General features: G+C 48.5%; 22 protein-coding genes and 5 tRNA genes. 12 read left to right on the top strand and 15 right to left on the bottom strand.

Annotation, left to right across the window (positions count from 1 at the left end; translation table 11 throughout):
* Window positions 1-380 precede the first annotated feature (380 nt).
* Window positions 381-1,187 carry a hypothetical protein gene (locus ACFPOF_RS20395; protein ID WP_378135999.1) on the top strand — a complete coding sequence of 269 codons (807 nt, stop codon included), beginning with the start codon at window positions 381-383 and terminating at the stop codon, window positions 1,185-1,187.
* Between the two features lie 105 nt (window positions 1,188-1,292).
* On the opposite strand, the gene ACFPOF_RS20390 is transcribed toward ACFPOF_RS20395, so the two are convergent.
* The 5 genes from ACFPOF_RS20390 to ACFPOF_RS20370 form a co-directional block, all read right to left on the bottom strand.
* Complete coding sequence (locus ACFPOF_RS20390; RefSeq protein WP_378135997.1) at window positions 1,293-2,360, bottom strand: hypothetical protein; 1,068 nt, start codon at window positions 2,358-2,360, stop codon at window positions 1,293-1,295.
* An 86-nt stretch (window positions 2,361-2,446) separates the two neighbouring features.
* Window positions 2,447-3,055 (bottom strand): restriction endonuclease, encoded by a 609-nt coding sequence (locus tag ACFPOF_RS20385; RefSeq protein WP_378135995.1) that lies wholly within the window; start codon window positions 3,053-3,055, stop codon window positions 2,447-2,449.
* A 1,122-nt stretch (window positions 3,056-4,177) separates the two neighbouring features.
* A complete protein-coding gene (locus tag ACFPOF_RS20380; RefSeq protein ID WP_378135993.1) occupies window positions 4,178-5,044 on the bottom strand; it encodes a hypothetical protein in 867 nt (288 codons plus the stop codon).
* A 1,215-nt stretch (window positions 5,045-6,259) separates the two neighbouring features.
* A complete protein-coding gene (locus ACFPOF_RS20375; RefSeq protein ID WP_378135991.1) occupies window positions 6,260-6,391 on the bottom strand; it encodes a hypothetical protein in 132 nt (43 codons plus the stop codon).
* Complete coding sequence (locus ACFPOF_RS20370) at window positions 6,388-7,707, bottom strand: hypothetical protein (RefSeq protein WP_378135989.1); 1,320 nt, start codon at window positions 7,705-7,707, stop codon at window positions 6,388-6,390. The genes ACFPOF_RS20375 and ACFPOF_RS20370 overlap by 4 nt, the downstream gene beginning before the upstream one ends.
* Window positions 7,708-7,916: 209 nt before the next feature.
* Here ACFPOF_RS20370 and ACFPOF_RS20365 point away from each other — a divergent pair, with 209 nt between their 5' ends.
* From ACFPOF_RS20365 to radC, 5 genes are all read left to right on the top strand, one after another.
* Window positions 7,917-8,264 (top strand): helix-turn-helix domain-containing protein, encoded by a 348-nt coding sequence (locus ACFPOF_RS20365; protein ID WP_378135987.1) that lies wholly within the window; start codon window positions 7,917-7,919, stop codon window positions 8,262-8,264.
* A 90-nt stretch (window positions 8,265-8,354) separates the two neighbouring features.
* Complete coding sequence (locus ACFPOF_RS20360) at window positions 8,355-8,567, top strand: hypothetical protein (RefSeq protein WP_378135986.1); 213 nt, start codon at window positions 8,355-8,357, stop codon at window positions 8,565-8,567.
* 306 nt (window positions 8,568-8,873) lie between these two features.
* Window positions 8,874-9,095 (top strand): hypothetical protein, encoded by a 222-nt coding sequence (locus ACFPOF_RS20355; protein WP_378135984.1) that lies wholly within the window; start codon window positions 8,874-8,876, stop codon window positions 9,093-9,095.
* Between the two features lie 33 nt (window positions 9,096-9,128).
* Entirely contained in the window at window positions 9,129-9,308 is a 180-nt protein-coding gene (locus tag ACFPOF_RS20350) for a hypothetical protein (RefSeq protein ID WP_378135982.1), read from the top strand.
* Window positions 9,309-9,421: 113 nt separating this feature from the next.
* Window positions 9,422-10,036 carry a RadC family protein gene (radC, locus tag ACFPOF_RS20345; RefSeq protein ID WP_378135980.1) on the top strand — a complete coding sequence of 205 codons (615 nt, stop codon included), beginning with the start codon at window positions 9,422-9,424 and terminating at the stop codon, window positions 10,034-10,036.
* Between the two features lie 1,213 nt (window positions 10,037-11,249).
* Here the strand turns inward: radC and ACFPOF_RS20340 are convergent.
* Complete coding sequence (locus tag ACFPOF_RS20340; protein ID WP_378135978.1) at window positions 11,250-11,759, bottom strand: hypothetical protein; 510 nt, start codon at window positions 11,757-11,759, stop codon at window positions 11,250-11,252.
* A gap of 888 nt (window positions 11,760-12,647) precedes the next feature.
* On the opposite strand from ACFPOF_RS20340, the gene ACFPOF_RS20335 reads away from it, so the two are divergent.
* Both ACFPOF_RS20335 and ACFPOF_RS20330 read left to right on the top strand, forming a co-directional pair.
* Window positions 12,648-12,818, top strand: coding sequence for a helix-turn-helix domain-containing protein (locus ACFPOF_RS20335; protein WP_378135976.1), 171 nt, complete (start codon window positions 12,648-12,650; stop codon window positions 12,816-12,818).
* Window positions 12,819-12,929: 111 nt separating this feature from the next.
* Entirely contained in the window at window positions 12,930-14,195 is a 1,266-nt protein-coding gene (locus tag ACFPOF_RS20330) for a site-specific integrase (RefSeq protein WP_378135975.1), read from the top strand.
* 50 nt (window positions 14,196-14,245) lie between these two features.
* Here ACFPOF_RS20330 and ACFPOF_RS20325 read toward each other — a convergent pair.
* The 5 genes from ACFPOF_RS20325 to ACFPOF_RS20305 all read right to left on the bottom strand — a co-directional run bounded on the left by ACFPOF_RS20325 (window position 14,246) and on the right by ACFPOF_RS20305 (window position 14,927).
* A tRNA-Leu gene (locus tag ACFPOF_RS20325) sits at window positions 14,246-14,331 on the bottom strand.
* Window positions 14,332-14,381: 50 nt separating this feature from the next.
* Window positions 14,382-14,457: transfer RNA gene (locus ACFPOF_RS20320), tRNA-Lys, on the bottom strand.
* Window positions 14,458-14,460: 3 nt separating this feature from the next.
* Window positions 14,461-14,535, bottom strand: a tRNA-Glu gene (locus ACFPOF_RS20315).
* A 224-nt stretch (window positions 14,536-14,759) separates the two neighbouring features.
* Window positions 14,760-14,850: transfer RNA gene (locus ACFPOF_RS20310), tRNA-Ser, on the bottom strand.
* A gap of 1 nt (window position 14,851) precedes the next feature.
* A tRNA-Asn gene (locus ACFPOF_RS20305) sits at window positions 14,852-14,927 on the bottom strand.
* A gap of 203 nt (window positions 14,928-15,130) precedes the next feature.
* Here ACFPOF_RS20305 and ACFPOF_RS20300 point away from each other — a divergent pair.
* Together ACFPOF_RS20300 and ACFPOF_RS20295 are read left to right on the top strand one after the other, a co-directional pair.
* Window positions 15,131-15,661 (top strand): TetR/AcrR family transcriptional regulator, encoded by a 531-nt coding sequence (locus ACFPOF_RS20300; RefSeq protein WP_378135973.1) that lies wholly within the window; start codon window positions 15,131-15,133, stop codon window positions 15,659-15,661.
* Between the two features lie 110 nt (window positions 15,662-15,771).
* Window positions 15,772-17,205, top strand: coding sequence for an MFS transporter (locus ACFPOF_RS20295; RefSeq protein ID WP_378135971.1), 1,434 nt, complete (start codon window positions 15,772-15,774; stop codon window positions 17,203-17,205).
* Window positions 17,206-17,216: 11 nt separating this feature from the next.
* Here the strand turns inward: ACFPOF_RS20295 and ACFPOF_RS20290 are convergent, their stop codons facing one another.
* Window positions 17,217-17,723, bottom strand: a complete 507-nt coding sequence (locus ACFPOF_RS20290) for a SprT family protein (RefSeq protein ID WP_378135969.1) — start codon at window positions 17,721-17,723, stop codon at window positions 17,217-17,219.
* A 93-nt stretch (window positions 17,724-17,816) separates the two neighbouring features.
* On the opposite strand from ACFPOF_RS20290, the gene ACFPOF_RS20285 reads away from it, so the two are divergent.
* Window positions 17,817-18,173, top strand: a complete 357-nt coding sequence (locus ACFPOF_RS20285) for a hydrolase/acyltransferase (protein WP_378135967.1) — start codon at window positions 17,817-17,819, stop codon at window positions 18,171-18,173.
* A 106-nt stretch (window positions 18,174-18,279) separates the two neighbouring features.
* Window positions 18,280-18,420 (top strand): cortex morphogenetic protein CmpA, encoded by a 141-nt coding sequence (cmpA, locus tag ACFPOF_RS20280; RefSeq protein ID WP_378135965.1) that lies wholly within the window; start codon window positions 18,280-18,282, stop codon window positions 18,418-18,420.
* A 100-nt stretch (window positions 18,421-18,520) separates the two neighbouring features.
* Here cmpA and ACFPOF_RS20275 read toward each other — a convergent pair whose 3' ends face one another.
* From ACFPOF_RS20275 to ACFPOF_RS20265, 3 genes are all read right to left on the bottom strand, one after another.
* Window positions 18,521-19,171, bottom strand: a complete 651-nt coding sequence (locus tag ACFPOF_RS20275; RefSeq protein WP_378135964.1) for a nitroreductase family protein — start codon at window positions 19,169-19,171, stop codon at window positions 18,521-18,523.
* Window positions 19,172-19,390: 219 nt separating this feature from the next.
* Window positions 19,391-19,873, bottom strand: coding sequence for an RrF2 family transcriptional regulator (locus ACFPOF_RS20270; RefSeq protein WP_378135962.1), 483 nt, complete (start codon window positions 19,871-19,873; stop codon window positions 19,391-19,393).
* 143 nt (window positions 19,874-20,016) lie between these two features.
* Window positions 20,017-22,200 (bottom strand): Tex family protein, encoded by a 2,184-nt coding sequence (locus ACFPOF_RS20265; RefSeq protein ID WP_378135960.1) that lies wholly within the window; start codon window positions 22,198-22,200, stop codon window positions 20,017-20,019.
* Window positions 22,201-22,268 lie beyond the last annotated feature (68 nt).

Here is a 22,268-nt window from a genome sequence, read left to right as displayed (position 1 = left end):
CAATATGTCCCGCCATTTAAGGTTAAATCTCCTGAATGACGTTAGGATAATGGATTTTCGAGGGTCATTCTTTGTGTCTACTCTTTCGATGCAAGGTCACTTAACTGACAACCGTCCTCAATTTGATGACGGTCTTGACCGAAACATTGGATTGGGTACGTTAAAAATCACCTGTCAAACAAGAGATTTTACCATTATAAGCATGTTACGGCCAAGGTGACTCGAACCTCTAAGGTATTGCTACCACCAGCCCATCTTGCTCACATACAGAAGTTCAGGTATTCTGCGCAAAGCCGATCCCTGAAGTTGGTTATGGGAAGGTATTAAATTCCATGTGTCGAATAAATAATATTGTAAACAGATACTCGGGGTGATTATTATTGTCTTCGTTCATTTGTCCGGTTTGTAAAGAGGTAAATGAAGAACATAGAAACTACTGTAAGAGTTGTGGTAACTGGTTATTGAGCACAAACTTCCCTTCGAAACCATTAGGGCGTGAAAAATCCACCAACCCAAAATGGCTACTAATTGTCCAAATATCCATCATAATCCTATTTGCCCTCATGGCACTACTGACCCTCATAGGATCAGACAAAACAAGCAACAGCGCAACCTATAGTGTCATAATAATTCTGGGTGTGATCGGTTTAACATCAATCATCATCTGCTGGATAATTGCATTATTCGTTAAACAAGCACGTGTGTTGAAAAAACAACTCCTTATTTTCCCAGCCTTATATGCAGGATTGATGATTTACGGACTGTCACAATTCGATCAAACAGGAAGCACACAACCTACAATTGTAGAATCTAAGAGTGTTCCATCTTTGGATGAGTTTACAGAGGAAGCAGTCACACCGAACCCAAGGGATCTTGCCAGAGCAGCCGACTCTACATTCAAAGGAAAGAAAGTACACTTAAAGGGTACTATCGTCCAAGTCATTGGAAAAAATGGAGACCAACTTCGCGTAAATCTAGCAGAAGACTTGGAGAAAGGTTCTTTCAAGGAACCGATAACCATATTCCTTTTCCGTAAAGACTCAGCCGGTACTCTCTTGGATGGAGACGAAATTGAATTATGGGGAACTGTCCTGGGAACCCAAACTTATAAGGCCTGGACTGGTGTAGAAATCACAGTTCCATCAGTTCAAAGTCAATATCTGAAACTAGTTGAGGAAATTAATTAGCCCTCACAAAAGTCTATAGGGAGCTAATTAGGTCCCACATAGGTTCCATCGATTCAACTATAGCGCAAAATTGAAAGGCACCCGATTGGGGTGCCTTTCGCCAACTTATTCCGAATCATTTGGTTTAAGTGTAGCAACATAGTTGCTTGCTTCTTTGAGTAGCTTATCAGCCTTAGCGACATAAACAGCAACTTGGCCTACCGCGTTAGCTTGAATACCTTGCGATGCTTTGATTTGTTTTTGTGCATCAGTAATAGCCGCATTGATATCCTCTAATTCCAGTGATGTTACGGCTCTTAGCCCTTGAACTTCTTCCCATGCATTCTTCAACTTGTTTATATTTCGCTGTATTTCGTCCATCAAATAACCCAGTGAAGTAATCGAACTCTCCAAAGAGCCCTCGTCAGAGCTAATACTCCCTCGGTCGCTCTCCAACGTTCCAAGATCGCTTTGAACAGTCCCTAACTGTACACCATCAAACGGCTGTACAACGGAATCCGCTCTTAAGGTCTGGTAGTTGCTCTTCATTGTAGACCAGTCTTTCTCAAAGTCCCCGAGGACATCATTAAAGTTAAATTGAGACAAATCCTTAGTAGTTGCTCGCAATGAGTCAAGAGCAGAAACTATGTTCCTTACAGCAACCTCTTGATCATGTTTAAGTTGTGCCTGTTGCTTCTCTGCCTCTTCCTGTTGTAACCCCTTACTTAAATTCCTTTGTATAACCGTGACTGCATTGTTGTAATCTTCTATACTTCCCTTCGAAAATTCAATTGATGCAATCTTCCCATCACTGCTTGGGATGAACAGAGTCAATTTGTTGTCGCCAATTTTACCTGTCCACGACTTTCCCGCAAAGCCATCTGTCCAAGCAAAGGTGACATTGATTTCATCCTTCGTTTGTTCACCTGTGAAGACATGCGAAGCACTTTGAATCCTTTTCTCACTGATAGTTGCAATCTGGAGTTGGCCTGATATTTTACCTTCGCTTTCTGACCACCTAATGAAGGAAGCTTGTCCTGGGCTCGATAAAACAAACCCAACAGGACTGTTATCTTCTTTTGGTTTGATTTCCTCCTCACTAGGCTGAAGCGTGCCCGACGTTGAAATGCCGGAACTAGCTTCAACATTTGGAGAATCAGTTGTTAAGTGTTGTTCCGCATCTGCCTTCGTCATATTTATATTCCTATTACACCCTGCAATAACAAGTAACAAGAGTACGAGCCAGAGCCTTCTCAACAATATTCACCTTCCATAGAAATCTAAGCTTGCCGTCTTTTCCATCTCTTCAACTTCTCGTTGACTACCCCGCCATGCCAATACTCAACCCGAAACTGCTCCGCTTCCTTCTTCGCTGGCCCCGTCAAATCTGAGGTCGTAACCAGCAACGTCAACATGCAGTTATGATTCCGCTTAGCGGCGACTAATTCTCTAACAGTCTGCACAGGAACCAAGTTGTGATCTGCGTAGCACTTTGCCTGTACTGCTGTTCTTTCTCCGCGCTTGTCCACTATGACTAGGTCGACTCCCCCGTCATTTCCACCAACCCCCACCTCGTGAACAACATAACCCTGATCTCTGAAGTAAAGGGCAAGTAGTCGTTCGAATTCTACGCCGTTTAGTTCTTCCAAACGGCTGTTTAGGATGACTTCGTCTGACCTACACGTCTTCGAGCTTCGATGGTTTTTTTGACGTGATGGTACCGTCTGCTTTTTATTAGTGTTGATAGTTCGTTTAGCCTTACTTTTTCTCTTTGTTGGCTGCAATAGACCCGCGATAACGCCAAGACCTATAACGGCAAGCATAAATATTATGATCGCTTTCATAAAAATCCTCTCTCCATGCTGTTCTTTGTCCATCTTACTATACATGGGTATATTTTCCTACACCTACTTAACCGACATACCATCATCACACATTCACCTAAATCGGGTATATACTAATATTGTTCCGGTTTAACTAGGCGAGTGTGTCCAATAAACCTACTTACAATAGAAGTTGGAACAACCGTCCTCAAATTGAGGATGGTTAGATTGTTGAAAAAGTCCATTTAACCCTTCGTCAGCTCATTTTGATACGGCTGTCTCAACTTTGAAATGAGAACTCGTTTAGAAGCAATCTAAGACTTCCTTAGGCAGTCAGGAGTCACTCTGATTGTTTTGATATTGAGAGGGTCACTAAATTCACCGGTTATAGAAAAAGTGCATCGTCATAGCTTGGAGCATTTGTGAGAACTCGAACCACAGTATTGCTACAGATTTCATGTAGTACCTGCTGGTGCTCAGAAGTGCCGCAGTTAGACCATTGGCATTCAATCTCCCTTGCACTATCGCAACAGGAGACAATTTGACTCCGGTTTATTACACCGTTGTTAAAAATGCTACTGGCAAGGGTACTCATACTATGAGGAGGCTTGCCTTTGAACCGCGTCGCTGCTCCTCTAATGCCTCCATCAAAAAGTTGATAGTGGGTAGCCAGTTTGGGTTATAAGAACCGCAGTCTGTAAAAACATCGCCCCTTCTGCCTTCACCAATATACAGGACGATTTACAGTTAAAATGCTGTTCCAATATGAACAAAAGGCAACTCAAGAAGTGAATTTTATGTGGATCAGCTACTGTCTATGCTTAAACCCTACGCTGAAGAGATGCGAGCTTACCCTGTATCCTCCGTCGTTGGCAATGTGAGAAACGATACGAAAGAGTGTATCGAAGCACAACCTGTCTTATTCTAAGCGCTTACGGAGGTCACAGAGCCCCTTCCCCCGCCTTCCCTATGGAAGGAGCCTAAGAGGCTACCGCCCCTTAGAACCCCGCCGCCGCTACGCTGGTACCCCCATCAACAAGTTGATGGGGGACAGCCAATAGCTTAGGCTTTCAGAACCGCAGTCAAGGGTAAAGGCTTCGCCCCTTTGGCCCTTGACTGCTTTCATGCGTCCAACAATGAGTTGCTTTCGTTGTTCAATAACCCATGTGAATATGTAACTTTCGTTAACTATCCCCAGGTAACCTTTACCCGGACAACACGATGATTGTCGTAGTCGAGAATCGCGATGGTCTTGTCATCGACGAAGTCCCAGTCGGCGATAGCCGTAGGTAGACCGGTTGCCCACCGCATTTCCCGTGGGTTAAACGTGAGCTTTGGCCGCTCCGTCGGTTTAGACTGAACATAGATGCCCGCAGCATTCATCGTATAAATCTTATCGTTATACACTTTGCCGCGTGACAGCGGATAAAATGTGGGATCACCAATCTTGTACGGATTGTCCGAATACCAGTATCCAACGCGTTTGATGCTCTTTCGCGCTACGTCGACGACGTACTCGTTCATGTTACCATCAACGATCGTAATCGTCTTTTCATCGGCTGCCGGGATGACGGTATAGCTTCTACCATTGCCCTGCCAGTAGTCTCCGCGTGTGTAGGCTTTGCTCATGTAGTCAAAGCCATAGCCGCTGATTAGCTCCGTCACTGGGTAATCCGACTTCGACAAGTCAATTTTCGCCAGCGCCTCGCCATTCAGTCCGTTGCGGCCGTCGTAGCGGCTGTGGACGAAATAGAGATTGGTTCCGACGACGGCCATCTGTGGTTGGGTCCACGTCGCGCCGAGATAGTCGTAAAGATAGACGCCATTCGCATAGATAATCCCGCTCTGCTGATCTAGCTCCCAGTCGTTGATCGTAGCTGGGATCGTATCAAGGCCACGCCCGATGGTCACAAGTGACAACGTACCGGCATGATAGCGGAGAATCACATAGAAGTTTGCACCGCTTCCGTTATCTGCCCAGCCCTGATGCAGCACACCGGAGATTAGCAAGTCCTGGCCGTAGCTGACCATATCGCTTACTCGGAATGTAGGCAAGTCCTCTTCTGGTATTCCTATCTCCCAAAACTCATCTGCCAGTGAGTCGAGACGCACCAACACTTTTGTTTTACCTGCTGCCACAGTCACAAGTTGCCCTTGATCCCAAACGTAATCGGATGCTGGCATACTCAGGATTTTCATTGGATACATCAAATCATTGCCAGTAACAACGTCGTAAGGTTTCTTTGGGGTCGTTGCACCAGTTGTAAATATTAGGCCGGCAACCAGTACAACAAAGAGCAAGAGCTTCTTCCTCATCGTTGGGCCACTCCTTTCAACGTCCTCTTCCTTACCCTTAGTGCAGCGAAGACAAGAACCATGACCAGTACAGTAAGAATCATTGAAAACGTCATGTTAGCGTTTACTTTCTCGTTTAGATCAGCGAATACAAAGAATCGGCGCGGGGAGGAGGTCATCCCCCAGCAATAATAAGCTACTACAAATGCGGCACCAAATAGTAATAACGTCGTTTTCATAAACTTCCTCATGATGAACATCGATAATACCGTAATCAATAAGATAACTAATGGAAAGTATAAGTAAACAAGTTTAACCACCCACAATGGTAAACTAGGGCTATACGGTAAATGGTTCTGCTCGAAGATGCGCCAGTACCTGCTGAACTCTAGTAATACCAGTATGGAATCAAGACAAATGAAAATGGAGAGGACGCGAGCAATGATAATAAGCACTTTCAATGTTGCCACTCCTTAAATAACGAATGTTAACCGCTTTACTCCCTAGCTTGTCAAAACATAAGATGTTCTCCCGCTTCCGTGGTAACGATCAAAGTTGCTTACCGTTTCCTAGTCACGGACAATCCCTGTCATAAATTTAGCGCATAAACGCAAATACAAGCGAAACAGCGGCAACCAGCGAAACAATCCCCGCATACATCGGAAGCTTCCTCGGACGTTTCAAAGCAGGCTTGTACGAATCTCGGACAAGCTGAACCTGCTCATACAAGAATTGAATATGGCTAGCGGTTCGTATATGCGTCCCTTTTGCCTTCTCTAGCTCGCTTAGGACACTGTCAATTGCCGATGTATTCTCGGCATGGTAGACCGCCAACGTTAAAACTAGCTTTATTGTAGTCTGCTGAGACTGGGCTAAATCACGCATTAAAGACACCAAATTACGCTGCGTATGGCCAGTGAATCCGTTCCAAGCCCTTTTCAGGAAGCCCTGATTCTCCAAATCATCCAAACGCTGCTAGATGGAGTTCAATTGATTCAGCGAACTCTGGACAAGAGTCTTGATATTACGCTGATCGGTAATTTCCGGGCTCTGCTTGGCTTCCTTCATGACTTCATTGTGCGTTGGAATTTGCGCCACTTGATTCATCTAAGCCCCGCTCCTCCCAGTCTCGTCTGCAACGCATCGCATTCATCCAAAATATCATCGGCTGAACGGCTATAGTCAATTCGATGTCCGATGTCTCTTGCCTGCTCTAATTGCTCGTATACCTCGTCCGCTTGTGCGCGGTCTGATTGCATTTCTGCTTCGGTTAAGGCAAACCGCCTCAGCATTTCATCATTGAACTTAGAGAGCTCGGCTACATAGAGTGTGCCTTGATGAAGCAGCTTGGCGTTAGCATGTACCGCATGCGTCGTGCGCAGCACTTCGCCAAACGTCCCATTGCCGAATCCCTCGTCGAGCAGCCTTCGTAATCCAGTACCAACCGTAAACGCAATCCCCCAGCCTACTAAGCCACCAGGAATAAACAGAGAGAGCCCTGCTAGAGCGCCGCCTGTTATTGCTCCTTTGGCACAGCTTTGCGCCGTTCTCACCTTAAACTCTTGGAAGGTCATACGCCCAGATCGATACTGCATGTAATAAAGAAGACCGGAAACCGTGACAGAAATCGCCGCTCCGATGACGCTTCCTCCGACAACCTTGTCCGCTATCGATCCAACCGACATCCCTGTTTCCATATGTCCGCTTAAAAATTGCTCACTCAGATGTTGAGCAGAATCGTTATTGCCTTGGATCGTCCCCATGACCTTCGTCGGATTCGGAAGACCAAGTTCCTTCGCCCGGTCAATGAGTTCCTTAGGCCCGACCAATGTTATCTGCTCATTGTATTGGTCACCATTGATAAATTGATCTATCGTCGGGTCGATGCTGGCCATCGTTCGCAAGGTTTTGACTTGGTACGCATTCACGATGTCACCTGTCAGTCGGCTGACCTCAACAGCATCTATGCCCGGGAAGTTACTGGTGATCCGACCATCGGCATTGCGAACGAAATCAAATTGATGGAATGGGTTGTGAATACCCTCCTGCACGCTGCGAACAAAATCCACTTCCCCGGCCGCGTCGCCCTGAATTCGACTCACAGCGTTTGCAGCGGCTTGATGACCAGCGCCCATTCGCTCTGAAAGCCAGTCCTTAAAACCTGCGGAGGAGTGATAAGCCTCCATGTTCGGGAACTTTTGCTGTAGTGTCTCGGCGATTTCTACCTCCCGAATCAAGTCGTGTGTCCCTTCGATTACGCCTGGGATACCATTCGTAATGACTTCATAGGTTGGGATCACAGTAGAAAGCTCCATCAAGCGAATCAAGTCCTCGCGTGTCAGGTTGTGCGAGAGATGTTGGATGCCCACAGGGCTGAATATCGTATGCTCTACGCCGCAGCGGTCGCAGTAGTACTCGCCCATTAAAGACCTCCTATCGACAGAATGTGGGGCTACTCGAATCTTTCGACCTTGTTCAGCACCAAAGGCTACCAACTAGGACCTAGAGCGCATCTTGGTGGGAGATTAGGAATATTGTGCCTTTAGTATACATATACAAATATATTATATCTACAGTCTGTTGGTGAATTCTCGCTTAATCGATATCTTTACCACTAAGAGGTGGTACAGTAATGAGTGAGATATTAGCCCTCGTTGGGGAGCGTATACGAAACTTCCGTAAGGAAAAAGGCTTAAGCCAGGAGGAGTTGGCACATCTAGCCTCCTTGCATCCGACATATATTGGACAGATCGAGCGAGCCGAAAAGAACGTTACGCTGGAGAGTCTGGACAAGCTCACTCGTGCGTTAGGCATTTCATTAGAAACGTTGTTCCAACACATTCAGCCCGCTTCCGATGAAGATGCTGCCTATACGCTGCCTCAACTCGTCACCTTGCTTCAAACGAAAAGCTTGGAAGATCAGCAGTATGCATTGAAGCTGATTCAGCAGATGCTCGATTGGAAATACACAAAGATATAGATTGATCTCAGGAAGAACCTGTTTTCTCCGTTCGGAGGATACAGGTTCTTTTTGCGTTTACGAACGAATGCCTGGAGAGGAGGTGATTGTATGCTCAAGGAACTTACCGAAATGTATGAGCAGTTGGTGCTTCAAGAGGATGCGCTGTATGCGCAGTTGAACACCTACCTGCAACTAGAGACAACTTTACTGGATCAAGTATTTGACGCACAGCCTGCGCAGTGGTTGGCGCCGATTAGGCATTGCCTGCACTTCCTCGCGGAACTGAAGCATGTCCTGCATCTACAGCTTATTGACGTCTAAATGGAAAAGAAACAAGTAGCACGTCAGATGAGAGACGCACGTTCGACAACACTGCATGAATTACGAGCGCTTTATCTCGTTCGTCGGATCGGGGCCTAATAGGCATAAAAAAACGATATAAATTTCCCCGGGCTCTAGGTGAATGGTAGGGAGACCTCTTCAACCGTTCGGAGCCCCAGGGGGTCTATTTGGTGTTCAGGGGAACTGAAACAACGATGAGGTTTATCCCAACATTAAGTAGTTAACGTGCCTGACAGTGACAATTACCGGTTGTGAGAGTGCTGGTGCAAACAGGAGGTGAGAAGCATGGTTGTAAAGCGTGGTTTGCCTGAGGAAATGTCAACGTTGCTTAAACAGTTAGTCATGAATGGTCACATTCGAATGGCTGGTACAGTTCTGCATACCTATTTGATGAAGAAGTACGAGCTAGATGAAGTGACGGCGGCGGAATGGATCGTGGTTTACTTTCGCCGGGAGTTCCCACGACAACTCAGTCGGCATCAGGAAAAGACAGCAAGAACGAATTAAGCATGTTATACCGCACGGAGGGGAGGTGAGCGCATGAAGAACATCGCTGAATTAATGATGGTTAGACTCTTCTATAAGGAATTGTTGCGGACGATGGATGCTGAGGCTAGCTTTGACACAGAGGAAGGTCGAGTCTACGCCAATACGTTAGTGAAGCTGGTCATGATCGAAATGCAGATTGAAGCTATTCAAAAAGAAAAAATCGCCCACTAATAGGAGCGATTAAGTAAAACTACCTGAGTCCATTGTAAACGAACAATAATCACTGAGCAACAGGAGAGCGCAATTTTGCGCTCTCCTGTTTGCATTTTAGGAGGCATTTTCCTATGAGTAGCTATAGCATGTCATCCATAAAGCTTCTGTTTGCAGAAGCCCTTGCCGAGAAGCCGGGTTCATACTTGATCGATGAAATCTTTTCCCGCTTCCCCTCGTTGATCGAACTCATGAACGTAACAGAGGATGAATTGACAGTCATCAAAGGCATAGGCAAGACAAAGGCTCGTCAAATACTGGCTGCTCTCCATCTTGCCCGGCGGTTGAATGTACCGGTTCAGCCAAAGGCAGTCGCGATTCATTCGCCCCAAGACGCTGCTGATCTGCTTATTCCCGAACTGCGGTTCCTTCAGCAAGAACATTTCGTTGTCCTGTTCCTCAATACAAAGAACCGTTTAATTGGGCTGCCTGAGACAATTTCCGTCGGTACGCTGAACTCGGCTATCGTCCACCCTCGGGACGTGTTCCGCGCAGCCGTCAAACGCTCTGCCGCCTCGATTATCGCATGCCATAACCACCCTAGCGGGGACACGACGCCGAGTCCGGAGGATATTCACCTTACCGCGCGCTTGAGTGAAGCTGGGAAGATCGTGGGCATTGACCTGCTCGATCATATCATCGTCGGGCATGGGAGCTTCCTGAGTCTTAAGGAAGGCGGCTTCATGTAATCAATAGGCTTTGGGGCAAGTTTCAGCAACTGCGTCAAAGAGATTCGTGTTGCGTTGTTTCGGCTTGCCCTATCTTTCCCCAGATTAGTTTATGGTTATGGTTGCCTATGAAATAGAGTTTACTCCCTGGCGTTCAGAATGTAGCCCAAGTAATAGATAGGCCTTGTAAATGCGGAAATGACTTATTTTGAACTGTCCACCTTAGCTTGTGACATGTCAGGGAGTAAACTCTTAAAGATATACTTATTGATTCAGCATCTTGTAACAGTTCCGACTACAGACGAGGCGAGCCACGCTTGAAGGTCGGATTGGAACAGATCATGTATGGAAACGATCGGCTTTTGAAAGGCTTCCTGTATTCTGAGCCATCGGCGATCAGCTTCATCCAGACTCAGATACGCTTCCATAAACGAACCATACTTCTGTATCCGTCTCACAATTTTACTGGCTTGATGGAATCGGGCAATGTTGACTAGTGTTATTGATCCAAAAGCATCTCTTCGAGGATTGCTAAGGAACTCTGCGGCTCGCGGCCGATTTGGCAGCGTATATCTGATTTTTCGTTCAATGCGGATAAGCTGTCTGTTCTCCCCTAAATGCAGAGCTTTATCATATATGCGATGAAACTGCGACTTACGGGCGTTAATGTAGTACGTGTTCTTGTTCCGCCGAGGTGGTACCTTTACATAAGGAGCATAGTAGCAATTTATCACTTGTTCCAAGCTGAAGCCTTCAATATCAACCTTATCATCATGTGATGAAACGTATACGGAATGGTGGTCTCCAACGATGTAATCCAATAATGAAAGGACCTGTGCGGGGGATAGTCGTTGCACGTTAGGATTCACGTAGATCGTGGTATATGGATAAGTGTTATACTGCGGTTCCCAACGCACCGTAAAGTAAGAACAATTAAAAACATAGCGATAGACTTCTACTTCATCTCTCTTCAACCTTGCGGGATAACAAGACGGCAGTATGCGTGAGAGGAAATCGCTTGAAGGTGCAGCAGTAGCACTCATCCATATTCCGTCATACGGACATCTGATATGATGCAGTGAAGGCTGTTGGCCGAGAATCCCAGCAAGCTTCGTACAATTTTGAAGCACTGTCTGGACTTTAACACGGTGAAAGTAGTAGCTCATATTATCCTCCAATTAGGAATCCTCTGATCCCTAGAACTGAAAGGGGCCAGAGGATTCCGGGTTACTTATTACGGGATAGCTATTAGGCAATGGGCGGCTGGAGACAATGTATCGATCCATCCTTGGAACACACGGCAAAGATGAATTTGACGCGCTACGCGCCAATCATCTAATAGTGTCTCAGGTATCGAAGCATAGACGATGATATCACCATGCTCGCTAAGTGCTTTCATTGCCTCCTCCGTTTCGAAAGACTCGGCAACATTTGAGACGCCACACTTTAATTGCTGCGGAAGTTCCAACTTGTCGATGTGAATTTTTGACCATACTGCAAAGGCGTCAAAATCGAAACCAATGTACACGTAGCTACCGTTTACTCCCGAGCTCCATGCCGTTGGTACGTGTCCTTTAAGTAGTATTTGTATAATGGCTGAGGCGAGGAACGGATCGCTCACTCGAATACAATGTTTAGCACCCTGGCATCTGCCGGAGGAGCACGTTTCGTAAATCGATTCTTCATGGAGTTGAATGGGTTGATCGTCCAAGGTCATTGTTAGACATTTTGTGCAGATAAGCATGATTTTGGCCTCCTAGAGAATTGTAAAAGCAGAAAAGGAGTAGCACTCCAACCGCTTGGTCGGTGTGCTACTCCTCTTCGATTTTGTCAGTTGATTCAAGTTTTATGTGAAGCCCTCCGGATGGGCGAGTTTGCAAGAGTACGTCCCGTAGTCGGGGGCGCTATAAGTTCCAACACATCTCTGACTGTAGCCGCTAGGCTACATAGTACAACTGTTACACGGGAATACAGTATAAACAGAAATACGCCCCGTAGCCGGGGCGCAATGAATTCCAATACGACTCTGACTGTAGCCGCTAGGCTACATAGTACAACTGTTACATGAAAATACAGTATAAACAGACAGAATATGCCCCGTAGCCGGGGCATTAGAGCTTTAACTAACATGATAGCCACTAGGCTACTACGGCTTTCTATTACAACATATAACTGACTGACTGTGATACTACAATATCGTCCATGAAATAACCGTATAAATCAAAACATGCCCCGTAGCCGGGGCACGACGATAGTATTATTCAACTTGAAGCCGCTAGGCTTCATACGATTCATACATGTGACGATTTGTACCCTGAACCATAATTTCCAAAACGGTAGTAGTCCTTTGAACTATAAGGGGTGCGCTAGCATCCCAATAATTATTTTATGCAAATTCCAGTCGATGTCAAGTCTTTTTCCTCATAGACAGAGATACTTTTCGTAACACTCTCGGTTTCATCGGACTAATTTGAGGAGGTGAACTACTCTTCTTATTCATTGTTCAAGTCGATGATATACCACTTCACGAATAATTACAAAGAGAAATTAGCTCAAATTATTCTCGTTATTGGCGGGCCATACGGCTCGCCATTTTCTATTTCTACCAAAAAACAGAGAGGGGATATCTCACATGCAGAACGATTTTCCGGAAGTCCTTCAAGTTACACACGTCCAACAAATTCTAGGCATTGGCCGCCGTCAAGCATACGAGTTAGTGAACTCCGGCCAATTTCATGTCATCCGAGTCGGCAAATCCATTCGTATCTTGCGGGAAGTGTTTTTCAACTGGATGCACGGATAAAAACATGCTCAGGAAAGGAGGTGATGCGAATGTGGCGCGTCCGCATTCGTAGCGACCCTATTTAATATAACTTGTGAAAATAATTACATTATAAAACAAGGAGAATCGTATATGACGAATGTCGCTGGATACACCGGTAAGTACAAGGTTAAGTCAGAAAATAAGGAATATTGGTTTTACTGCCTAACACTCGGTAAGGATATGAGCGGCAAGCGAATTCAAGTCAAGAAGCGCGGTTTCATATCAGAAAAGGACGCTAAGAAAGCGCTACGCGACGCCCAAGTTACTGCCGATAAGGGGGAGTTCATTCAGCCGAATAAGAGCACGTTCGGGGAGTATCTGCTCGAATGGTTCGAGAATCGACGAGGAACACTCGGACGTCTGCACGCAAAGAACTCAGAACGAAACATTCAAAAACACATTTTACCGCTCATCGGAAATATCCAATTGCTTGAATTAAACGTGATTCATATTGAACGGATGATTGGGCAACTTCGGCAAAAGGGTTTGGCTGAAGAAACAATCAAGAAGAACTTCTCTTTGGTTAGCTCCTCTTTAATAAGCGCTACGAAGAAAGGTCTCATCACGAAAAATGTAGCAGCGTTGGCCGACAATAAACCAAAGGTTAAACGTAAGCTTGTCGAGGTGTGGGATACCCATGAGGTACGCAAGTTCCTAGATTTCACGTTAGCATTTGGCACACGATATTATATTGCCTTTCATCTTGCGCTTACTACCGGGATGAGACAAGGCGAAATTCTAGGACTACGATGGCAGGACATTGATTTTAGACGCAAAATCATCTCCGTCAAGCAGAGCTTAAGTCATGACGGTTTAAGCTTCGGAACTCCGAAGACAGAGCACAGCATCCGCTCCATTACTATTGATGATGCCACGGTCGAGGCGCTACAACGCCATCGGGAGTCGATACAGGCCGAGAAAAGCAAAGGAACTCCCTTATACCTGGATTACGATCTGGTCGCTCCTACGAACACTGGGAGGCCTTGTAACCCTAGAAGTTTGGACAAGCTTTATTGTCGCATCAAGGAACTCTCAGAAATGCGCCACATCACCTTTCACGATCTGAGACATACACATGCTTCCCTGCTTCTCAAAAATAACGTGCATCCTAAAGTCGTCTCCGAACGCCTTGGCCATTCCTCCATACAGATCACTCTTGACCTGTACTCACACCTCTTCCCCAATATGCAGGAAGATGCAGCGGCAGGACTAGGTAAAATGTTGTTCCAGTATGAACAAAAGGCATCTCAAGAAGCGGATATCGAGCTCCATGAGATGCCTTATGCTTGCTACCACGGTGCTACCACGGAGCCAGAAATTGCGTTTAACGTCACCGTCCACTCGTTCACTCATTAATGGCAAATAAAAAAACCCCTTACGTATCAAGGGATTTCAACTTTAGATTATGGTGCGGTCGAGAGGACTCGAACCTCCACGGTATTGCTACCGCCAGCCCCTCAAGCTGGTGCGTCTGCCATTCCGCCACGACCGCATATTTGAATATCGTCCGATTCGGCAATGCCTTGCGATTCGGATTAAAACTGGTGAGCCATGAAGGACTCGAACCTTCGACACCCTGATTAAAAGTCAGGTGCTCTACCAACTGAGCTAATGGCTCGCATGGTGACCCCTAGGGGACTCGAACCCCTGTTACCTCCGTGAAAGGGAGGTGTCTTAACCGCTTGACCAAGGGGCCATTCCTTATGTAGCAAGCCCGTTTCAGCGAGGTGTCCGTTTCAGACGACTTTATGATTATATCTCATTCGGACATCTGATGCAAGTACTTTTTTCGGCATTTTGTTACCGAGTTCGTTTCCTTTTCTTGGCGATCACCCGAAGGTACATCGAATCAAGAAATCAAAAGGAGCTGCACGGCAGCTTGCCGCAAGCTCCTTTAAGTCGGCTGTTTGAATGCATGGATGGCGGAGAGAGAGGGATTCGAACCCTCGCACCACTTGCGCAGTCTAACCCCTTAGCAGAGGGTCCCCTTGAGCCACTTGGGTATCTCTCCATGGCTCCCCGAACAGGACTCGAACCTGTGACAACTCGATTAACAGTCGAGTGCTCTACCAACTGAGCTATCAGGGAATGTTTTTTCAAAAGCGACAAGTAATAATTTATCATGGTTCTCCGATGAAGTCAAGCATGCGCGTGCAACTTTTTTATCTTCCTATAATGGGCGATAAAAGTGGACAACATTTGGAAAAAATATAGATTGAAGTCGTTGACTTCTGCACTTCGCCATGATAATTTATTGATCAATAAATAAGTGTTCGAAGGAGATTTCCGCCATGAGCCCCAAAGACGAAGCAGCCGTCGCCAACCGCAAAGAGCAGATTTTGAACAGCGCAGCCTCCCTCTTCGCTTCGCAAGGCTACTATAAAACGACGACCGCGCATGTCGCGGAGGCTGTCGGCGTCACCCAGCCTTACGTATTTCACTTCTTCAAAACAAAGGAACAATTATACTTGGCTGTTCTGGATCGTGCTTTCCATCGCACCCGTGAAGCATTTTCCACTGTCGAAGCTCCGGCGGATCAACTTGCCCATCGGATGGGGGAGGCGTTTAATGCACTGCTCGCGACCCATCGGAACGAAATTCTTCTGATGATGCAGGCGTATTCGACTCCCGAACCCGCTGTTCGCGAATTCGCGCGAACGTGCTTCTCGGACATTTACGACCGGGTGAAAGAACGCTTCGAGAAAGCCGGGGTTCCGCAAGCGGGCCGCGAAGCCAGCTCCTTCATTTCTTGCGGTTTGATTATCTCGCTGTCGGAAGTGTTGGAGATGCCTAAATTATCCTTTTGGTCTGACCTTGAGTAGGGCGTGTCTAAAAATCTGCTCCCATCGGAGTATTTAGACACGCCCCAAGGTTTTACTATAGCTACAATTTATTTATTAATAAATAAATAAAATAGAGGAGAGATTTCCCCATGTTTACCCCCTATCGTGTCAGACTGCTTTTCGTCACTTGCATTGCCCTCTTCATGGCGATGCTAGACAATCTTGTACTCGGTGTCGCTTTGCCTTCCATTCAGGAAGACTTGCACGCTTCGATCGGCGACTTGGAATGGTTCATGAACGCTTATACACTCGCTTTCGCAGTCCTGCTTATCCCTTTTAGCGTACTGGGTGATTCGATCGGTCGGAAAAAAGTATTCCTCGCCGGCGTCGTGGTGTTCACGTTAGGTTCGCTCATGGCCGGTCTCAGCGACTCGTCGGTCTCGCTCATTCTCGCCAGAGCACTGCAAGGCGTCGGCGGGGCGGCAGTCGTCCCGCTAAGCTTGACGCTCGTCAGCTCCGCGTTCCCGCCGGAGAAGCGAGCCGCCGCTCTAGGCATCTGGTCCGGCATTTCCGGTCTCGGCCTTAGCGTCGGACCGCTCGTTGGCGGACTTATCATGGAAGGCGCCCCTTGGCAAATGATCTTCTTCGTGAACGTGCCGGTCGGCATAATCGCTTTTGTTCTCGGACTGAGATGGCTTACGGAAACGCGCGGCGTACGCAAACCATTTGATCCGATCGGCGTGTTGACGCTGACGAGCGGGTTATTCGGTATCGTCTACGGCTTGGAAAGAGGTAATGTAGAGGGCTGGGGAACGTTCGGCGTATACGGACCGATCGTTGGCGGCGTGTTATTGTTAGTGGCGTTCTATTTCTGGGAGAAGATCCGCAAGGCTCCGTTCATTCAATTTGAATTTTTCCGCAAACGCAACTATACGGCCTACGTGCTGGCGGGTTTCTGGATGAACGCAGGCGTATTCGGAGCGATTTTCCTGCTGACCTTGTTCTTGCAGCAGGCGCAAGGCAACACGCCCCTTGGTGCCGGCGTTCGCGAGATGGCCTGGACGACGATGACAATGATCGCCGCTCCTCTTGCCGGCTTCGCGATCAGCAAGTTTGGCAACCGTATCGTCCTTCTCTCCGGCCTTCTCTTCCAGACAACCGCGCTCGCTTGGTTCGCTCTACTGATCGATGCCAAAGGATTCGACTTCCCGTTCGTCCTGATGCTTGGTCCGATGATGCTCGCGGGAACGGGTATGGGACTCAGCTTTACGCCGCTCTCCCATGGCCTGATCTCGTCCGTGCCGGACAATGCAGCGGGCGAGGCGAGCGGTATCGGCAACGCCACGCGTGAGCTTGGCGGCGTGTTTGGCATCGCGATCGGCGGCTTGATCTTCCAATCCGGCGATGCGATCAAGGGGCCTGCGGATTTCGCGAACCACATCGTGCCAAGCATCGCCTCTTCCGCTGCGATGACGGCTATCGCTTTCCTGGCTGTCACAATGCTCGTCCGCAAAGCCGCAATTCGCTCTTCTGTGCACAGCCCTTCAGCCGAGCCTGTAGCGACCGCTCCGAGCCGATCGTAAACGGCCGACGTTCAACTTTGATCGGCGGTCTGCGCGATACGGGGCATTTCCGCCGACGGATCAATGAGCAGCAGCTTTAGCCGCCCGCGACATTTCCCGCATGCGTATTTACGCGGGTCAGCCTTTCTCTTCCGAGGATATTGCATACCGCATGCCTGGCAAACGAGCAAATATTTAACGGGATGACGCCGTGAAGCAGCCCCCGGTAACGGCTTGCAATGCCGCGTCGCACCGACTTCGACGAGCAATCGCTTGAAGTCGGCGTCGCGATGCTGGAATCCTTTACGCTGCAAGTGCAAATGATAATGACAAAGCTCGTGCTTAATGATCGCCTCGGTATCTGCTTCGCCATGAATCGCAAGCTGATGCGGACTGATCTCGATATGATGGCTTTTCGTAAAATATCGGCCTCCGGTAGCGCGCAATCGCGCATTAAACGTTGCACGGTGCAGAAACGGCCGACCGAAATCCCTCAACGATATATTTTCGACCCAACGCTGCAGCTCCAAATCGTTCATACGCGCCCTCCTGTTCCTTACAGACTACTTGAATTGTAGGCTTTGGTTGGGCTACACTGTCAAGTGAGAAATGGTTGAGGGGAGCATGCATTCATGCCGGAAATGTCCTATATTATCCTTCAAAATGAGCAAGGCGACGTTCAGTTCGTTGAGATGCCCGCCTCTCATGCGTACCAACTAAGCGCCCTGAATCTTCGCCTTCATAAAGAACTGTCCAAGCTGACTGCCGACAACGTACCGAAGCTGCCGAAAGCGATCGCGGAGTGCCGCGCGCTCGATTTGCTCGACGAGAAGCAATCGCCGACAGGCGGGCTCGACTACATTAACGAGTTAGAGCGCTCATTCGCATCCATACGGGAAGCCGCATACCCTCTCGTGTCGCTGTTAACGGAAATTCGCGCACTGCAAGCCCAACTGGAACAATGGTACGAGGAAGAAGATTTGCTTTAAACGAATTGCCGTAACATTTCGCCTTCATTCTGCGTTCGGACCTGCACGGTCATCTGCCCATTCCCATATGCTATTATACAGCATGCGATGGGAGGAGGACGTTGGAATGCCCCAATGGCTCTGCAACCAATTGATGTCCGCATTCCTGAAAAAAGATCGCCGGCAAATCCGTTTGTTAAACGAATGCTGGTATTATTATCGAGCGAAGCCTGAAAAATTGAAGGAATCCGCGGGAACGAACCCTTGAAATTCGAGTCTACGCGAAATACGACAAAAGGATCTTTCTTCCCGTCTAAGACGAGGGAAAGATCCTTTTTGTTATACGGTCGAATCGCTCTTACGACCCATTAGAACTTGAACTCGTTCCAACTCGTCACTTCGTCGGCGTTCAGGCGAATCGACGGATGTCCTTCTTTCGTCGCTTTACCGATCGCAATCAGCATAACCGGCACGTAACGCTCGCTAATGCCGAATGCTTCGACGAATTTGGCCGCGTCGTATCCGCCCATCGGATTGGTGTCGAGTCCGCGCGCTTTCGCCGCGAGCATAATTTGCATCGAGACGAGGCCTCCATCGACGTACACAATTTTCTTCATCACTTCTGGAGGAACGGACGTGTACATTTTCGTATAGTTGGCTACGAACGAGTCAGCCGTCTCTTGCGGCATATAACCCGCTTCGACAGCACGGCCGAAAATCGTCTCAAGCATGCGATGGCTTTCCAGATCGCCAAGTACAGCGATGACCGCAGACGCTTCAACGACTTGCTGCTGGTTAAACGCGATCGGAAGCAGCTTCTCTTTCAGCGGCTGGGAATCGATAACAAGGAAACGCCAAGGCTGATGGTTAGCGGAAGAAGGCGCGGTTACAGCCTCGTTGAGCAGTTCGGTCATTTCTTCTTTGGAAATCTTATAAGTCGGATCATACGTTCTAACCGAGCGACGTGCGCGGGCTACTTCGGTAAAAGACGTGCTTTGAGTCGTTACTGCTGTGGACATAGGAATCCTCCCTTTCGATGGTTAAACTGAGAAATTATTAACACAGTTTGTGTTAAAAAAAGGCCCTGCAACATGTGAATCCAATCGTGCTTAATTCTCTTAACGCCCATCTCAACTTATCTGTGTAAAATATAACACAGTATCAAGCAATAAAAAAGGCTTAACTGCAACTTATATTGCACAGTATATGCCGAATAAAACCCGCTGTCAACACCCGGATTACTCTGATTTTGCCAGGCTGGATGTAACAGCGTGTTCCTCTTTACAATCGTGAGCACGTTCAGCGATCTGTCCGACCGTGTAATTGTTCAGCACACCTAATATAGAGCGGTCCATCTCCGCCGTAATATCGCTGAAGATCGCGTTCATCTCTACTCCGAACCGGTGGTCGCCGGTCGTCTCCTGAATGCCCAAACACAACGGATCTCCGACTTGAAGAACCCGGTACACTTCGGCCAACGTCAAATTATAAGGGTCTTTGCGCAGTCGATATCCTCCGTCTCGCCCTTCGCGAGTTTCCAGAATGCCGCCTTTGGCAAGAGCCGCTAAAATGCGTCGAAGCAACGTCGCCTCCGATTGAAGGTAGACGGCAAGCTCCGCGCTCGGGCACGTCTGAATTCGATCCTTGGACAAAATGACGAGCGCCTGAAGGGCTAATCCGAACCATTTGGGATGATGAGAACCGCATTTCTCGGGCTTCATTTTATCGCCTCCAATTGCTTGAATTGTATCGAAAACGGCGCGTTTCGGCAAGCTTAACATGAAAACACTTTCTATGGAAAATGCATTAAAAAACCGAGAAAGCGTAAAGCTTCCCCGGTTTGGCCTTGATCGTTTAACGCGATTTACGGTTTGCGCATCGTCAAGCTGACTCTGCCTTTTTTCTGGTCGACGCCAAGCACCCAGACAGTTACCGTATCGCCTACCGCGACAACTTCCGTCGGATGTTTGACAAACTTGTTGCTGATTTGCGAAATATGGACAAGCCCGTCGTTCTTGATGCCGATATCGACGAATGCTCCAAAGTCGACGACGTTGCGGACCGTTCCTTTAAGTTCCATTCCTGCTTGTAAATCGTCAATGTTCAAGACGTCCGTATGGAAAATCGGCGGCGGAAGCTCGTCGCGCGGATCGCGTCCCGGGCGCTGGAGGCTATCCAAAATGTCTCGCAAAGTAGGAACGCCGACTTCGAGCTTCGCGGACACTTCTTCGAGCTGAATCGCACTCAGCCGATCCTTCAACGAATCCGAGCCGATATGCTGAAGCTGAAGCCCCAGTTCCTTAAATAATCGCCCGACGACTTCGTACGATTCCGGGTGAATCGGTGTTTTGTCGAGCGGGTTATTCCCATCGACGATGCGCAGAAATCCGGCGCATTGCTCGTACGCCTTCGCTCCGAGACGAGGCACTTTCTGCAATTGTTTGCGTTCGGTGAATTTGCCGATCTCCTCGCGCTGCTTCACGATGTTTTTGGCTAATGTCGCATTAATGCCCGACACGTAAGCGAGCAGCGAAGGCGATGCGGTATTGACGTCTACCCCGACGTGGTTAACTGCCGATTCGACGACACCGGTCAGACTCTCGTCAAGCCGCTTCTGCGCTACGTCATGCTGGTATTGCCCGACGCCGATCGCTTTCGGCTCGATCTTCACAAGCTCCGCCAGCGGATCTTGCAGACGGCGAGCGATCGATACGGCGCTCCGCTCGGACACGTCGAGGTCCGGGAATTCTTCCGCGGCAAGCTTGGATGCGGAGTAGACGCTTGCTCCCGCTTCGTTCACGATCAAATATTGCAGCTTGCGTTCAGGCATCGCTTTGATCAGATCTGCGACGAATTGTTCCGTCTCCCGCGATCCCGTGCCGTTGCCGATGACGATTAATTGGACACCGTATCCGGTAATGAAACGACGGAAAATGACTTCCGCCTCCGCCTTCTTGTTGTTCGGGGGCGTCGGATAGGTCACCGCCACTTCCATCAGCTTGCCGGTATCGTCCACGACGGCCAGCTTGCACCCCGTCCGGTAAGCCGGGTCTACACCGAGTACGACTCTTCCTTTGACCGGCGGCTGCAGCAGCAAGTTCCGCAAATTCTCGGAGAAGATGCCGATCGCGTGTTCCTCTGCCTTCTCAGTGAGCTCACCCCGGAGCTCCCGCTCGATGGATGGAGCGATCAACCGCTTATAGGCGTCTTCTGCCGCAGCCGACAACACGCTGCTTACGACGGACGGTCCCTTGATCGTCCGCCGCCCCAGTTCCTGGTGAATACGCGCCGCGTCCACGTCGATCGAAACGCTCAGCACTTCTTCACGCTCTCCGCGATTCATTGCGAGCACGCGATGGGGCGGCAACCGCTTAACAGGTTCGGTGTAGCTATAATACATTTCATACACCGATTCGGCTTCGGCATCTTTAGCTTTACTCGCCAGAATGCCGTTGTCCCATGTGAATTTACGAACCCAGCGGCGAATGTCGGCATCATCGGCAATACCCTCCGCCACGATATCCGACGCTCCTTGGATCGCGTCTTCCGGCGTCGGAACGCCTTTGTCTTCGTCGACGTACTTGCTCGCTTCCGCGAGCAGATCCCCCTGCCTCGGCTGAGACAGCAGCCACAACGCAAGCGGTTCGAGCCCCCGCTCCTTGGCGACGCTCGCCCGGGTTTTGCGCTTCTGCCTGTACGGACGATACAAGTCCTCGACTTCCTGCAGCTTCTCGGCGCGTTCGATCGCCGCTTGAAGCTCTGGCGTCAGCTTGCCTTGCTCGTCGATCAGGCGAGTCACTTCCGCTTTGCGATCTTCAAGCCCTTTCAAATAGGTCAGCCTGTCGTCGATGGCGCGCAGTTGCACTTCGTCCAGTTCGCCGGTCATCTCTTTGCGATAACGCGCAATGAACGGTATCGTGTTCCCGTCATCGAGCAACGCGGCAACCGTCCGCACTTGGCCGAGTCCGAGACCGAGTTCACCTGCGATTCTTTTCAACATTTTCTCTTTGGCAGCCGCCGGCGCGACCGTTTGTTCTCCAACACTCATCGTTCAAGCCCCCCGTAGCATGTTCACATTCCTATATTATGGTGTTTGCAAGCCGGGGAATGCAAGGG

The organism is Cohnella soli (genome assembly GCF_042655525.1).
Lineage (GTDB): Bacteria > Bacillota > Bacilli > Paenibacillales > Paenibacillaceae > Cohnella > Cohnella soli.
The sequence above is the reverse complement of the archived record's forward strand: the minus strand, read 5'-3'. Positions and strand labels throughout refer to the sequence as shown.